Below are 15,390 nucleotides of genomic sequence, written 5' to 3'. Positions count from 1 at the left end.
GCGACGGACCGGCGACGATTTAACGAAACGATGACTACCCTGATCGACAGCACCGCAGCCGAATTCCTGTTGAAAACCACCGCGCCCCGCCCGCCATCGCATTTGCTGATGCGTACGAGGCTTTCCAGCAACGATCCGCATGTCCGCGACTATCCCGTGGTCCTCGTCGAGGCGGGCGCCGGCTACGGCAAGACCTCGCTGCTCGCGCAATGGCGCCGCGAGCAATTGGCGCGCGGCGTCGCGGTTGCCTGGTTTTCGTCCGACGAGCGCGACGACGCGCAGCGCTTTCTATTGGGCCTCGTGCAGGCCGTTCGATCGGGCTGCGCCCGACCCGCGTTCGGGCGGCTCTTGACCGACGGCGGCATGGCGTCCGTCCGCGACTTGGAGCGCGTCACGGCATGGCTCGCGGAAGTCTCGCAGTTGCCGGGCGACGTGCTGCTGATCGTCGACGAGGCCGAGCGGCTGCCTGCCGCGGGGAAAGAAGCGCTCGCCTACGTATTGCATAACGCGCCGCCCAATCTGCGCATCGTGGCGGCTGCGCGGATGGGATTGGACGAAGCGCTCCGCGATATGCTCGCGTATGGCCGCGCCGCACTGATCGGCCCCGGCGAGTTGGGCTTCCGGCTCGATGAGACCATCGAACTCATCAGCAAGCGCTTCGGCTCGCACGTCGACCCCGACGCCTGCGCGCGCCTGTTCCAGTTGACGGACGGCTGGCCGCTCGGGCTGCAGTTGGCGATTGCGGCGATGGCGCGCGCCGCCGACCCGCTCCAGGTCATCGAAGCGATGGCGTCCAATACGGGGGCATTGCGCGATTACCTGATCGGCGTGCTGCTCGCCAAGCTATCCGACGACGACAAGGCGTTCCTCACCTACCTGAGCATCGTCGATACGCTTCACCCCGAGCTTTGCGCGGCGCTAACCGACGATGCGCAGGCGGGCGAGCGTCTTGCCAGGCTCATGCGGGAAACACCCGTGTTCGTGACGTCGGACGGCAGCCCGTGGTGCCGGATGCATACGCTCGTGCGCGAAATGCTGATGGTTCGCGCCGCAACCTTATCGGACGACGCGCTCGCGCAATTGCACGGGCGCGCGGCCGCCTGGCTCACCGGGCAGGGCATGATCGAGGAAGCGGCGCGTCACGCGCATGCCGCCGGCCAACTTCAAGCGGCCTACGATCTTGCCGAGCGGTGTCTGCACGATGCGGTGAAGCAGGGCCGCCTCCAGTCGGTGCTGGACTGGCTCGACCTGCTGCCGGAGGCGGAGCTCGATCGCCGTCCCCGGCTGCGGCTCGCGGCCGCGTGGGCGCTTGCGCTCGGCGAGCGTCATCGAGAGGCGGAACGTCAAGTCGAATGTATTCAGAAGGGAAACGACGCGAGTCGAGAACTGCGGTACGAGTGTGCACTGATTCTGAGTGCGGCGGCCTACTATGCGGATGACGTCGATCGATTCGTCGAGCTGTTCTCTGCGTGGGCGAACGACCCGCCCGACAGTGCATCGTGGCTCGCGCAGGCCCATGCGAACCGCCTCGCGGCTCGGGCTTTGGTGCTCGGGGAGCCTGCCGAAGCACGGCGTCATCTGCAACGCATGCCCCGTGGCGAAATCGGCAAGCGCGTCGGTTTTCTGGTGCGCTGGGGGGATCATATCGCGGCGCTCAGCTATTTGCGGGAAGGCCAAATGCAACTTGCCGGCCAAGTGCTGAGACGCGCGCTTGCGAGCGCCGATGCCGATCTGGGGCGACGTCACCCGCTGGCATGCATGCTGGCAGCCATGAGCGCGATGCACGCTTACGAAACCGGTCAGATCGAGCAGGCCGCCGGGCTACTCGCAAACCGGCTGGATGTGCTCGAGCGCAGCGGCACGCCCGAGTCGGTCGTCATCGCGTATCTGACCGCCGCGCGTGTCGCTGTCGAACAGGGGCAAGCGCACCGGGCGGTCGATGTGCTCGAAGCGCTCGATGCACTGGGCCGCGCCCGCGCTCTACCGCGCCTTTGCATCGAGAGCCTTGCCGAGCAGATCCGGATGCACGCCGCGCGCCGCGGATGCGAGACGTGCGACGCGCTGCTCCGGCGGCTCGAGAGTGTGGTCGAGTGCGAGGCGTCCCGCCACGGCCCGCTCTGGCATCGTTCGTTGGCAGGACGAATCGCGCTGTCGCGGGCCCATGCGGCAATGTGCTCGGAAAACTGGTCTGGGGCGCTCGGCGCGGTGGCCGAGGCTGGCGAGCTGGCCGACGCCATGTCGCTCGGCGTGCATCGAGTCGAGATCCTGGCGTTGCGCGCGGTGGCATTGGATCGTATGGGCAGCGACGGGCGGGCGCTGCTCATCGAAGCGATGACGCTGGCCAGGACCAGCGGGCTCGTGCGCACGCTGATCGACGCGCATCCGGCACTCGCCGATTGGATCGGACAAATCGCCGATCAGAAGGCAGCCGCCGGCAATCCCGCCTACGTCGCCGCGGCGCAGCCCGTCGCACGCCCGCCGATGCCAAGCCCAAGCGCTGGACCTCGCGCGGTGCCAAGCGTCGTGCTGACGCCCAAAGAGCGCGAGATTCTCGAATTGTTGGCGCGTAATTTCTCGAACAAAGAGATCGCCGTTGCCGCCGCCATTGGCGAAGGGACGGTGAAGTGGCATCTGAAGAATGTGTTCGGCAAGCTCGATGCGAGTTCGCGCAAGCACGCGGTGCGTAGAGCGCTGGTGCTCGGCTTGCTCGAAAGCGCCTGACGAGCGCATGGGCGCGCCGATCTCGAACGAGGGGGAGGTTTTCCCGCCCCCTCCCGCCGCGGGAGGGGAAAGCTGCGCGTGACGCGGATATGCTTGATTGCAAGGTGCGGCAAGGCGACGCACGACGACCTCTGGCAGGCAAACCATGCAATCAGGAAACCACACACCCGAGCACATCGTGGCGCCGACGCCGTCGGCCTACGACTATCCGCTGCTCGTCAAGCAATTGCTCGTGAACGCGCTTGCCGTCAGCGCGAATCAAGAGATCACATACCGCGGCACGCAGCGCTATTCCTACGACGGGCTGTACCGGCGCATCGGTCAACTCGCCCACACCCTGACGTCGTTCGGCGTGAAGGCCGGCTCGACGGTCGCCGTGATGGATTGGGATACGCATCGATATCTAGAAAGCTATTTCGCGATCCCCATGATGGGGGCGACGCTATTCACCGTGAACGTCCGGATCTCGCCGCGGCAGATCGCATACACCCTGAACGATTCCGGTGCGCAGGTTCTGATCGTCAATGCGGAATTCCTGCCTTTGCTGGAGCAGATATGGGAGAGCCTCACCCGCCCTCCGCTGCTGATCATTGCCCGTGACGACGACGCAGAGGCGTCTATCGCGACCTCGCTTGCGGTGGCGTGCGACTATGAGCCGACGATAGCCAGCGCATCGCCCGATTTCGTCTTCGAGGATTTCGACGAGCGTACGCGCGCGGCGCTGTTCTATACGACCGGCACGACCGGCGACCCGAAGGGCGTGAGCTATAGCCACCGTCAGATCGTGCTGCACACGCTCGCGACGGCCACCTCGCTCGCCTCGCCGCGCGAGGGGCAGCGTCTGCATCGCGAAGACGTCTATATGCCGATTACGCCGATGTTTCACGTGCTCGCCTGGGGTATCCCGTACGTGGCCGTGATGCTCGGTCTGAAGATCGTGCTCCCGGGCCGTTACCAGCCCGACGCCCTGTTGCGGCTCAGGCAAACCGAGCGGGTTACGTTCTCGCACTGCGTGCCGACGATTCTGCAGATGCTGCTCGACGGCGCCAAACGCGACGGCCAAGCGTTGTCTGGCTGGAAGATGGTCATCGGAGGCTCGGCGCTGTCGACTAGCCTATGCCGTGCAGCGCTAGCCCAGGGCATCGACGTGTTCGCGGGCTACGGGATGTCGGAGACCGGACCGATCGTCGCGCTGTCCCAGTTTCCGCCCGGCGCGATGCCTTCGGACGAGGACGAGAACGTGCGCAGACGCTGCATGGCCGGGCGGCCCGTGCCAATGGTGGAACTGCGCATCGTCGACGCCGACATGCGCGATGTGCCGCGCGATGGCAGGACGCAAGGCGAGATCGTGCTGCGCGCGCCGTTTCTCACGCTGGGCTACCACGGCAAACCGGAAGCATCGGAACGACTCTGGGCGAGTGGCTATCTGCATACGCAGGATGTTGCGGTGATGGAACCCGACGGTTACGTGCGAATCGTCGACCGCATCAAGGACGTGATCAAGACGGGAGGCGAATGGGTCTCTTCCGTCGAGATCGAATCGCTCATCAACGAAGTGCCTGGCGTGCAGGAAAGCGCCGTGATCGGCGTGCGGGACGAAACTTGGGGAGAGCGCCCGATGGCCCTCGTCGTGCGTCGCGCCGGGACGGCCGTGATGCCGCTCGACGTGCGCAAGCATTTGCTCGCGCTGGCGTCGTCCAACCGAATCAGTCGCTATGCCGTCCCGGAGGAGACGCGCATCGTCTTCCTCGAAGAGATACCGAAGACGAGCGTCGGCAAGATCGACAAGAAGCGCTTGCGCGAATGGATCGACTGAGTTTCACGCAACGCCCCGAGAACGTGATTTCGCCCAAGCCACATAAATTGAAGGAGACCTCATGAAAATCAAACTCGTCGCGGTAGCGGCATTGGCCGCATTCTCCGGCTCGGCTTACGCGCAGTCGTCGGTGACGCTCTATGGCGTCATCGATAGCGGCCTGCTCTATCAGAACGCCGCCGGCGCGAGCGCGATCCCTGCGCTGAACAAGAACGGCGGCAAAGTTTTCGCCTTCAAGGACGGCGGCATTTACGCGAGCAATTGGGGCATGCGCGGCACCGAGGACATCGGAGGCGGCTACAAGGTCAATTTCAAATTGCAGGGTACGTTCAACAGCGGCACGGGCGCGTTGGGCCTGAGCGGCACGGGCAATGGCAACGCTATATTCAGCCAGTATGCGACCATTGGCGTGTCCAGCCCCTACGGCCGCGTCGACGTTGGCCGCCAGATCGTTCCCATGATCTGGGCCATGTACGATACCGACGCTCGGGGCTCGCAGTACTTCGGCAGCATCCTCACCGCCTGGGTTGGCCTGAATCAGGCCACCGGCTGGATCCCCGTCACCACCAACGGTTCGATCGGCGCACTTTACGACGACAATGCCATCGTCTATCAATCGCCGACGTTCGGCGGCGTTTCGTTCGCGCTCGAGTATGCGCCGGGCGGCGTGGCCGGTCAGTTCCAAGGGAGCACCCGCGAATCGGCCGTGCTGAAGTACGCGAACTACGGTTTGCATCTGTCGGCCGTCTACTACAACGGGCATGACACCAATCCCTATGCGGTCACGCCTGCCGGTGTCGTTTCCGTTGCGCCCGCCGGCGTCGACAACAACCGCTTCTATTATCTGGGGGCAATGTACACGTTCCGCGGTATCTCGGTTTCCGCGTCGTGGGCCAACGGCCGCAACCCGTCCCATACCGAGAGAGCGAATGTCGATATGTACTCGGCGGGCCTCGGGTACGCGTTCTCACCCGCGCTGCACGTCAGCTCAGGCTTCTATTACCTGAAGGACCGGAATCACTCCGCGAATCACTCGGCCGAAATATCGCTTGCGGTCGATTACAGCCTCTCCAAGCGGACGACGTTATACGCCGAAGCCGCGCGCGTCGACAACCACGGAAACAACATGGGCCAGATGATTGTCTACGGCGAGCCGACCGCGCCCAACCGGAGCACGATCGGCGCGATGATCGGCATCCGCCACAGTTTCTGAGTTCACTCGCCGGGCCACGAAGCCCACGAAGCCCACGAAGTGGCCATCCCCTATTCCCGCGCACGGGGACCTTTAAAGGGACTGGTCACCGCTTTCTCCCGCGTCAGCCTTTATATATCACGATGTGATATAACATCGCTATCTTGATCTACCGCAACCTCCTCCGGTTTCGCAGAGATAAACTGCGGAAAGCGTGGGAGTGGCATCGCGGCGGCTGGCTCAAGGAGATGGCATCTCACAATGCGTTGCGCGACCGGCTTGGACACGACGTTCGAATCCCTCAACGCTGGCGCGTCACGAGCGCTGCTCCAACCAGGAGGGACACCGTGAGTGAAACGAGAGTCTTTGAAATCTATCGCTATGATCCGGACCGCGATCAGAAGCCGTACATGCAAACGTACGAGATCGAAGTGTTGCCGCATGACCGGATGTTGCTCGACGTCCTCGTCCGGCTCAAGGCTCAGGACGAGACGCTAAGCTTTCGACGCTCGTGCCGCGAAGGCGTGTGCGGCTCGGATGCCATGAACATCAACCGCAAGAACGGGCTCGCCTGCATCACCAATTTAAGGGAACTCCCCCGCCACATCGTTTTGCTCCCGCTGCCGGGATTACCGGTCGTGCGCGACCTGATCGTGGACATGACCGCGTTCTTCAAGCAGTACCATTCGATCAAACCTTACCTGATCAACGATACCCCCCACCCGAGCGGGAAAGGCGCCAGACGCCCGAGGAACGCGACCAACTCGACGGCCTCTACGAGTGCATCCTGTGCGCGTGTTGTTCCTCCGCATGCCCCTCCTTCTGGTGGAACCCGGATAAATACGTGGGTCCTGCTGGGCTCTTACAGGCCTATCGTTTTCTCGTCGACTCGCGCGACGAGGCCACGGGCGAACGGCTCGACAATCTCGACGATCCCTATCGCCTATTTCGCTGCCGCACCATATTGAACTGCACGGACGTCTGCCCCAAAGGGCTGAATCCGGCAAAGGCAATCGGCGAGATTCGCAGCATGCTTGCGCGTAGGGCGATCTGAACGACGCACAAAACAAAACTCATGCAAGGAGGCAGTGATGGCAATGCCAAGAGCGACACAGGGCGAGTTGATCGACGTTCGACCACTCGGCGATGCATTGCGCGATTCGAAATCCATCACGCTCATGCGCACGGACCACCTGGAGGTCGTTCGGCTCGTCCTTCCGGCCGGCAAGCACATTTCCGAGCACCGTGCGCCGGGAGAGGTAACCGTGCAGTGTCTGGAAGGCGTGATCAAATTCGGCAGCGGTGCGCAGGTGCATCTGATGCGCGGCGGGGACATGTTGTTCCTGCTGGGCGGGCAGACACATTGGCTCGAGGCCGTGGAAAGCGCCTCTGTGCTCGTCACCCTTTATCTCCCGCACGATCATTAGGCCAGCCGGTCCGGCCGGAGGAATAGACGCCCATGAGCGAGCAGCGACGCATTGAGTTTCTGGTCAAACGCGATGGATTGCAGCAGGCCACCGAGTGGGTGCGTCGCACGATGCAGATCTACCGCCGAGCGGTCCTCGCCAAGGGACATTTCGCGCACGCCTATCCGTACCGGCACCGCTTCGTCGTGTCGTATCTGGAGTTCAAGAGATTGTTGAGAGCGGGTTCCACGTCAGGCCCGACCTAACGGCCGGCCTCGTGGTTCAGCAATTCTTTCGCGGCGTCTGTACCGGCGCGTTATGCATGATTGGCGACGACATCGAGTGCGAACGTCTGCGTTTTTCGTAGAAGGTGAATGATGGAAAACTCAATGTATCCACAGTCAAGCCCGGACATTGCTCGACAACGCCGGGAACTCGCGCCCGAAGCGCTCGCCGCGTTCAGGGCTTTCAGCGCCAGCGTTTTTGCCGATGGCGCGCTGCCGGCAAGGACGAAACAACTCATCGCGGTGGCCGTCGCGCACGTCACGCAGTGCCCTTATTGCATACGGGGACATACGAAGGAGGCCTTGAAGGCCGGCGCATCGGAAAAGGAAATCATGGAAGCCATCTGGGTCGCGGCGGAGATGCGTGCCGGTGCGGCATACGCGCATTCGACACTCGCACTCGACGTCATGAGACAAGAGGGCTCATCGCCCGAGGCGCAGCATGGCGAGCATCATTGACAACCTGATCGCCGAACACCGACGCTTGGAGCAGCTAGTGCGGCTGCTCGAGCGCCGATCGATGCTACGCGATTCGCAAGCTGCGGCCAACAGCGCACTGCTCGTGGATGCCCTGTACTACTTGACGCGGTTTCCCGACGTGAATCACCACGCGTTGGAGGACCGCATCATCGGTAACTTGCTCGAGAAGAACATGTTGCCCCCTGACGTGGGGAGCGAACTGGCGGCGCAGCATGCGACACTGGCTCGTCAGGGTCACGAGTTGATTCAAGATCTCGAATCGATGCTGCGCGATGAAAACATGTCCGGCGAGCTTCTCGAGTTTCGCATCCGGCTCTACGCGGAGCGGCTGCGGCATAACATGGCGGTTGAAGAACTGACGCTATTCCCTATTGCGGCGCGCCACCTGGATTCCGGCGATTGGGCCTCGATTCTGCAAGCAAGCGCGCCTCGGCCAGCCGACCCGCTCTTCCAATTGCCGGTACATGAGCGCTTCGTGCAACTGCACCGTGTCATCGCAAGCGAAGCTGATTGCGGATGCCAGGCAGGTGACATATAGCGGCGCCGGCGCCAGAAGGCGGGGTTGACGTCCGCTTCGGTGCCCCCGCCTTCCGCTCGCAAGCTATGACGGCGGTCTCCTCGAGGCAATCCCAGTCGCGACGTCCGTTGGCGTCGGCCGTGGTTCCGGATGGACGGCGGGCGGATCGCTTGCCGGGAAGCTCTCCGCTCCTGCCTCGTCGATCAGGGCTTCGAGGTGATCCGCGCGCTGACTGGCCGCGCGCTCGGCTTCACGAAGAATTCGCATGATTGGCCTCACTGATGGCCTCGGCTGAGATCAGTCCGAGGATGCCTCTTTGGTTGCCGGCCGCGGCGACCTACAAAGCCGGATAACGAGATTATTGCCCAATGGCGTGACGAGCGGTTTGCCGCGGCACTTTCGGCACTGGTCGACATTGATCAGATTACAGCTCACTAATGGCAGTAGCTCGGGCCATTCGGTGCCGACCTGACCGGGGGAATGAGCGACGAGCATGAGTGTCGCGATTTCGTGCGGCGTCAACATCGGGAATTTCGTGGCGCATTCATGCGGTTCTTTCATCACTGTCCTCCTGGCCGACGTTCCGACAAGCGATGCACGAGCACGCAACGCGTACTCGTGCGGCGTCCTACTGAACCAGGGACGCAGATCTGCAAACCTCTGTCTCCTGGTTGCGCAGCCCATCGATATCGAGAATTCGGAGATCCTTGCCGTGCACCTCGATCAACTGCCGCGCCTGCAATTTCGATAGCATGCGGCTGACCGTCTCGAGCGTCAGTCCCAAATGGCTACCGATTTCTTCGCGGGTCATCTTCAGCGTGAACGCTGCGGCAGAGTAGCCACGCGCCTGCCAGCGCCGCGACAAGTCGGCCAGAAAGATGGCCACCCGCTCCTCCGCCGTCGCGACGCCAATCAGCATCATGAGCGCGGACGCACGTACGATCTCGGCACTGAGCATCTGGTGGACATGCTGCTGGATGCCTTTCACTTCCCGGCACAACACCTCCAGCAGATCGAAGGGCATCACGCACACGGAACTGTCTTCCAGTGCAATCGCCTCGCAACGATAGCTGCCGCTGGCAATGCCATCGAAGCCGAGCGTTTCGCCCACGATCGCGAAACCGGTCACCTGCTCACGCCCCTCTCGATGGGTCACCACCGTCTTGAACGACCCTGAGCGGACCGCGTAGATGTTTCCGAATGTGTCGCCCGGGCGAAACAAGGCATGCCCGCGCTTTACGGTGCGCACGCACTGCACGGCATCGTCGAGCCGCACGTGCGCCACAGTGTCGATTGGGCGAGAGGCGCAAAGCGACGCCATCGCGCACGTCTTGCAGCCGATGTCCCGGTTGCCTTGATCGCCCTGTCGTGAGGTGAGCTCACGATACGTGCTAGAAGCGCGGCTTCTCCGGGGTTCGATTGGGCGGGACATGTTTTCCTCTGGCCGTAAGTGTCCGGGTGGCCGGATGTATCGACAGGGCGGGTCAGACGCGAGGCTGTGCGACGTTGCCTGACGTTTAACATGGATTAACTATACATCTTTAAGGAGTTATTCACAACGTCCGTTAGTGGGTGACTCAATCGGTATGGAGACGGCAAGTTGAGCGTCATAGCATCGCAAAGCATCGGTCCGTCAGCGCGTTCGCCACACATTCGACAGACCGTTCCTACCCGAGCGCGTTGGTCGGTCGCTGCTCAAAACATTTATCGTTTGTCCATCTTATCGATGGGGCAGCACCGCGTGACGCGTCGAGACAGCGTGAAAGTCAGCCCGTCGCCATCCGAGCGGGTGATCGGCTCCTCCGCGCCCATCCAGCGGCAAGCTTGCATATCGCCTAGAGCGCGAGGTGGGCGCGGCAGGTCGGGTTCCTTGCAGCACGAGGCCCATTAGTCACGCGCACTAGCTACCCATGAAATTTGTAACGCCGCGATACACGGCGGGACACGCCGACGCACATAAATCCTTTCATTTCAGACGGTTATCGACTTTTGCGGCATACGGCGCAACACACCGCCCCCCTCGTTTTAAGGATCGCTTAAGCCGGCTTGAGCAACATCGGCGCGCTGCTATTCGCGATGGAGGCCGGCCCGATGACTGACCCGCAACAACATGCCACGCCGCGCAAGCCGCCTACGATGCTGCGGCGCATCCTAAGCCATCACGAAATCGCCACGCTGCTGCTGTTGCTGCATTCGCCGATCGACGTGTCCGCCAAGCCCGAGATCCCGATGCTGCAAGAGGCCGGGCTCGTCGAGCCGATCACCTCCGAAACGGGCGATACCCGCTTTCAATTGACCGACGACGGCAACGCCGTCCTTCGTGGCCTGGGCGTGCGCTGATCGGCGCATCGCCTGCGCCATTGGCATATCGCCATCGCCATCCCCATCCCCATCTAACCCGCCCCGCTGGCCGCTGGCCTGCCATCTTGCGAGCAAGATGGCAAATGCGCTCACGCAAAGTGAGCGGGTTGAGCATCGAAACCCGCCCGGCCGCTGCCTACACTTCGACGCGTAGTACATCGGCATAAGCGGCCGTAGGCGGTCGACTACGGCGCCAGCATATCGGCGTCTATAAATAAGAATCGACCCGGCGCGCATCGAACGCGCGGGACATGTCCAAAGCGATACAGGAGACAAGCTATGACGCCAGCACAGCGCTTTCTGACGGCGCGCGACTTCTTATTGCGCCATCGCACCGACTACGCCCTCGCTTACCGCGAATTTGCCTGGCCGGCTCTGGACACCTTCAATTGGGCGCTCGACTACTTCGACCCGATGGCGCGCGGCAACGATAATCCGGCGCTCAAGCTCGTCGATGCGGGCACCGGCGAAGCGGCCGAGTTCTCCTTTGCGCAAATGTCGGAGCGTTCGGCGCGCATTGCGAATTACCTGCGTGGGCTCGGCGTCGAACGCGGCGACCGGATCCTGCTCATGCTGCCCAACCGCGTCGAACTGTGGGACGCCATGCTCGCGGCGATCAAGCTGGGCGCCGTGCTTATGCCCGCCACGACGCAGTTGTCGACCGACGATTTGCGCGACCGGATCGACATTGGCCAGCCGCGGTTCGCAATCGTCGACAGCGCCGAATGCGGCAAATTCGACTCGGTCGACACTAGCCTCGTGAAGATCGCCGTCGGCACGGGCGACGCCGCGCCGGCCGGCTGGCGCGCCTTTGCCGAAGGCTACTCGGCCAGCGCCGAATTCGAGCCGCGCGGCGTCACGCAAGCGCGCGACCCGCTGCTGCTCTATTTCACCTCGGGCACGACGTCCAAACCGAAGCTCGTGGAACACACCCACGAAAGCTATCCCGTCGGCAGCTTATCGACGATGTATTGGATCGGCCTGCAACCTGGCGACGTCCATTGGAACATCAGCTCGCCGGGCTGGGCCAAGCACGCGTGGAGTTGTTTTTTCGCGCCGTGGAACGCCCAAGCGTGCGTCTTCATCCTCAATTTCGCACGCTTCGATGCGAAAACCACGCTCGACACGCTGGTGCGTCACCGCGTCACGACGCTGTGCGCGCCGCCAACCGTCTGGCGCATGCTCGTGCAAGAGCCGCTCGCCTCGTACGCCGTGTCGTTGCGAGAAATCGTCGGCGCCGGCGAGCCGCTCAATCCTGAAATCATCGAGCGCGTGAAAGCCGCGTGGGGCATCACGATCCGCGACGGGTACGGCCAGACCGAGACCACGTGCCAAATCGGCAATTCGCCGGGGCAGCCGGTCGTCCCCGGGGCAATGGGACGACCGATGCCCGGGTACCGCGTCGTGCTGGTCGATCCCGACGGCCATCCGGCCGAAGAAGGCGAAATCGCCCTGCCGCTCGATCCCGCTACCGGCGCCGGGCCGCTCGGGTTGATGACGCGCTACGCGAACAACGCCGATGCGACGGCGAATGTCCTGCGCGACGGGCGCTACCACACCTCCGACATTGCCCTGCGCCGCCAGGATGGCTATTACGTATACGTGGGCCGCGCCGACGACGTCTTCAAATCGTCGGATTATCGTCTAAGCCCGTTCGAGCTCGAAAGCGTGATGATCGAGCACGAAGCGGTTGCCGAAGCCGCGGTCGTGCCCAGCCCGGACCCGTTGCGGCTGTCGGTCCCGAAAGCGTACGTCATGCTGCGGCACGGCTACACGTTCACGCCCGAACTGGCCAAGCGCATTTTCGCGTTCTCGCGCGAGCGGCTTTCACCCTACAAGCGTATCCGGCGCCTCGAGGCCTACGACTTGCCCAAAACGATCTCGGGCAAGATCCGCCGCGTCGAACTGCGTCGCCGGGAAATCGAGCGGGGGGACGCCGCCGAGCGCTTGCCCGGCGAGTATTGGGAAGAAGATTTCCCGGAACTGCGATGACGATCCACGCGATGCGCCCTTTGCCCCGCTCGCCTCGCCCGCTGCACCGATCCTCGCAAGCCGCGCAATATGCGCCGGCTTGCCGTTTCGCGCCTGGCTTCCGCCGGGTGCGCTTTCCCATTCAACGAACCGGAGCCTATCGATGAGCGTCTCTTCCGCCACCGGCGCCAGCATTCCGACCGTCAAGCTTTTGATCAACGGCGAATTCGTTCAATCCGTTTCCACCGAGTGGCGGGACATCGTCAACCCGGCCACCCAAGAGGTGCTCGCGCGCGTGCCATTCGCGACCCGTGCCGAAATCGACGCCGCGGTGGGCGCCGCGCAGGCAGCCTTCGCTCAATGGAAAGCCACCCCGATCGGCACGCGCGCGCGAATCATGTTGAAGTACCAGGCGCTCATTCGCGAACACATGCCGCGCATCGCCAAAATCCTGACGGCGGAACAAGGCAAAACGCTGCCCGACGCCGAAGGCGACATCTTTCGCGGCTTGGAAGTGGTCGAGCATGCGGCTTCGATCGGCACCTTGCAACTGGGCGAGTTCGCCGAAAACGTGGCTTCCGGCGTCGACACCTACACCCTACGCCAGCCGATCGGCGTTTGCGCGGGCATCACGCCGTTCAACTTTCCGGCGATGATCCCGCTGTGGATGTTCCCGATGGCGATCGTCTGCGGCAACACGTTCGTGCTCAAACCCTCGGAGCAAGACCCGCTTTCCACCATGGCGCTCGTCGAATTGGCGCTCGAAGCGGGCATTCCACGCGGCGTGCTGAACGTCGTGCACGGCGGCAAAGAAGCGGTCGACGCGCTGTGCACGCACGAATCGATCAAGGCGGTCTCCTTCGTCGGCTCGACGGCCGTGGGCACGCACGTCTACAACTTGGCGAGCCAGCACGGCAAACGCGTGCAATCGATGATGGGCGCGAAAAACCACGCCGTCGTTCTGCCCGACGCCAATCGCGAGCAGACGCTCAACGCCCTGGTCGGCGCCGGTTTCGGCGCGGCCGGCCAGCGTTGCATGGCGACTTCGGCCGTCGTATTGGTGGGCCAAGCGCGAGCATGGCTACCCGATCTCATTGCCCGCGCGAAAACGCTCAAGGTCAATGCCGGCATAGAGGCGAATACCGACGTCGGCCCCGTCGTCTCCAAGGCGGCCAAAGAGCGCATTTTGTCGCTGATCGCCAAAGGCGTCGAAGAAGGCGCGACCTTGGCGCTCGACGGACGCGGCGTGACCGTGCCCGGCTACGAGCACGGCAACTTCGTCGGCCCCACGATCTTCACGGGCGTCACGACCGACATGACGATTTACCGCACGGAGATCTTCGGCCCCGTGCTCGTCGTGCTCGAAGCCGCCACGCTCGACGACGCAATCGCGCTCGTGAACCGCAATCCGTTCGGCAACGGCGTGGGGCTTTTCACGCAAAGCGGCGCCGCGGCCCGCAAGTTCCAAAGCGAAATCGACATCGGCCAAGTCGGGATCAACATTCCGATTCCGGTGCCCGTGCCGTTCTTCAGCTTCACCGGTTCGCGCGGCTCGAAGCTGGGCGATTTGGGTCCTTACGGCAAACAAGTCGTCCAGTTCTACACGCAAACGAAAACGGTCACGGCGCGCTGGTTCGACGATGCGGGTTCCGCGGCCGGCGCCGTCAACACGACGATCAGCCTGCGCTGAGCCGGCGCAACGACTTCGCCAAGGAGATTCGCCATGAAGATTGGATTCGTCGGCTTAGGCAACATGGGTGCGCCGATGGCGCACAACCTGCTCAAGCACGGACATGCGCTGCAAGCGTTCGATTTGAGCGAAGCGGCGCTGCGCGCGTTGGCCGATGCGGGAGCCGTGGTCTGCAGCTCGCCCCTGGCGGCCGCGACCGATGTCGAACTCGTGATCACGATGCTGCCGGCCGCGGCGCACGTGCGCGAGGTGCTCGCAGGCGAGCAAGGCGTGCTGGCCGGGATCCCGGCCGGCGCGACGATCGTCGATTCGAGCACGATCGATCCGGCTAGCGCCCAGGGCTTCGCCAAGCTCGCCGCGGCACAGGGCAACGCCTTCGTCGATGCGCCGGTTTCGGGCGGCACGGGCGGCGCCGCGGCCGGAACGCTCACGTTCATGGTCGGCGCGAACGAGACGCTCTTCGCCGCGGTGAGCCCCGTACTGGGCGCGATGGGCAAGAACATCGTCCGCTGCGGCGATACGGGCATGGGCCAAGTCGCGAAGATCTGCAACAACCTGCTGCTGGGGATCACGATGACGGGCGTGGCCGAAGCGATGTCGCTCGGGGCGGCCCTCGGCATCGATCCGAAGGTGCTTGCGGGCATCATCAACACGTCGACAGGCCGCAGCTGGAGCTCGGACACTTACAATCCCTTTCCCGGGATCGTCGAATCGGCGCCCGCTTCGCGCGGCTATACGGGCGGGTTCGGCGCGGACCTCATGCTCAAGGACCTGGGCCTCGCCGCGGAAGCGGCGCGCTCGGCGAAGCAACCCATCTTCATGGGCGCGCTCGCGCAGCAGCTCTACCAAGCGATGAGCGCGGCAGGCCGCGGGGGGCTCGACTTCTCGGCCATCATCTCGCTCTACGAACGACGCACGGGGCAGTCGTAAAGCCGCGGCGACGCGCCGCAAA

At 63.5% G+C, this 15,390-nt stretch carries 13 protein-coding genes and 1 pseudogene; 12 read left to right on the top strand and 2 right to left on the bottom strand.

What is annotated here, in order from left to right:
* The first annotated feature begins 30 nt into the window (after positions 1-30).
* From MMB74_RS16345 to MMB74_RS16310, 8 genes and pseudogenes are all read left to right on the top strand, one after another.
* The gene (locus MMB74_RS16345) at positions 31-2,721 is read left to right on the top strand and encodes a LuxR C-terminal-related transcriptional regulator (protein WP_277429696.1); all 2,691 of its coding nucleotides are present in this window, start codon (positions 31-33) and stop codon (positions 2,719-2,721) included.
* A 145-nt stretch (positions 2,722-2,866) separates the two neighbouring features.
* Complete coding sequence (locus tag MMB74_RS16340) at positions 2,867-4,537, top strand: fatty acid--CoA ligase (RefSeq protein WP_277429695.1); 1,671 nt, start codon at positions 2,867-2,869, stop codon at positions 4,535-4,537.
* Between the two features lie 61 nt (positions 4,538-4,598).
* Positions 4,599-5,750 carry a porin gene (locus MMB74_RS16335; protein ID WP_277429694.1) on the top strand — a complete coding sequence of 384 codons (1,152 nt, stop codon included), beginning with the start codon at positions 4,599-4,601 and terminating at the stop codon, positions 5,748-5,750.
* 389 nt (positions 5,751-6,139) lie between these two features.
* A pseudogene (locus MMB74_RS16330) lies at positions 6,140-6,783 on the top strand (succinate dehydrogenase iron-sulfur subunit).
* Positions 6,784-6,820: 37 nt separating this feature from the next.
* Entirely contained in the window at positions 6,821-7,156 is a 336-nt protein-coding gene (locus MMB74_RS16325) for a cupin domain-containing protein (RefSeq protein WP_277429693.1), read from the top strand.
* Between the two features lie 32 nt (positions 7,157-7,188).
* Positions 7,189-7,401, top strand: a complete 213-nt coding sequence (locus MMB74_RS16320; RefSeq protein WP_277429692.1) for a hypothetical protein — start codon at positions 7,189-7,191, stop codon at positions 7,399-7,401.
* Between the two features lie 123 nt (positions 7,402-7,524).
* Positions 7,525-7,878, top strand: coding sequence for a carboxymuconolactone decarboxylase family protein (locus MMB74_RS16315; protein WP_277429691.1), 354 nt, complete (start codon positions 7,525-7,527; stop codon positions 7,876-7,878).
* Complete coding sequence (locus MMB74_RS16310; protein ID WP_277429690.1) at positions 7,862-8,437, top strand: hemerythrin domain-containing protein; 576 nt, start codon at positions 7,862-7,864, stop codon at positions 8,435-8,437. Before MMB74_RS16315 ends, MMB74_RS16310 begins: the two co-directional genes overlap by 17 nt.
* Positions 8,438-8,713: 276 nt before the next feature.
* Here MMB74_RS16310 and MMB74_RS16305 read toward each other — a convergent pair whose 3' ends face one another.
* Together MMB74_RS16305 and MMB74_RS16300 are read right to left on the bottom strand one after the other, a co-directional pair.
* On the bottom strand, positions 8,714-8,977 hold the full coding sequence (locus tag MMB74_RS16305; RefSeq protein WP_277429689.1) for a hypothetical protein: 264 nt from the start codon (positions 8,975-8,977) through the stop codon (positions 8,714-8,716).
* A 67-nt stretch (positions 8,978-9,044) separates the two neighbouring features.
* Positions 9,045-9,848 carry a helix-turn-helix domain-containing protein gene (locus tag MMB74_RS16300; RefSeq protein WP_277429688.1) on the bottom strand — a complete coding sequence of 268 codons (804 nt, stop codon included), beginning with the start codon at positions 9,846-9,848 and terminating at the stop codon, positions 9,045-9,047.
* A gap of 659 nt (positions 9,849-10,507) precedes the next feature.
* Between MMB74_RS16300 and MMB74_RS16295 the strand changes: the two genes are divergently transcribed.
* From MMB74_RS16295 to mmsB, 4 genes are all read left to right on the top strand, one after another.
* A complete protein-coding gene (locus MMB74_RS16295) occupies positions 10,508-10,756 on the top strand; it encodes a hypothetical protein (RefSeq protein ID WP_277429687.1) in 249 nt (82 codons plus the stop codon).
* Between the two features lie 300 nt (positions 10,757-11,056).
* A complete protein-coding gene (locus MMB74_RS16290; protein WP_277429686.1) occupies positions 11,057-12,769 on the top strand; it encodes an AMP-binding protein in 1,713 nt (570 codons plus the stop codon).
* A gap of 142 nt (positions 12,770-12,911) precedes the next feature.
* A complete protein-coding gene (locus MMB74_RS16285; RefSeq protein WP_277429685.1) occupies positions 12,912-14,438 on the top strand; it encodes a CoA-acylating methylmalonate-semialdehyde dehydrogenase in 1,527 nt (508 codons plus the stop codon).
* Positions 14,439-14,471: 33 nt separating this feature from the next.
* Positions 14,472-15,368 carry a 3-hydroxyisobutyrate dehydrogenase gene (gene mmsB / locus MMB74_RS16280; RefSeq protein ID WP_277429684.1) on the top strand — a complete coding sequence of 299 codons (897 nt, stop codon included), beginning with the start codon at positions 14,472-14,474 and terminating at the stop codon, positions 15,366-15,368.
* Positions 15,369-15,390: the final 22 nt, after the last annotated feature.

It is taken from the genome of Trinickia sp. Y13 (assembly GCF_029522115.1).
Lineage (GTDB): Bacteria > Pseudomonadota > Gammaproteobacteria > Burkholderiales > Burkholderiaceae > Trinickia.
This window is presented reverse-complemented; position numbering and strand designations above follow the sequence as displayed.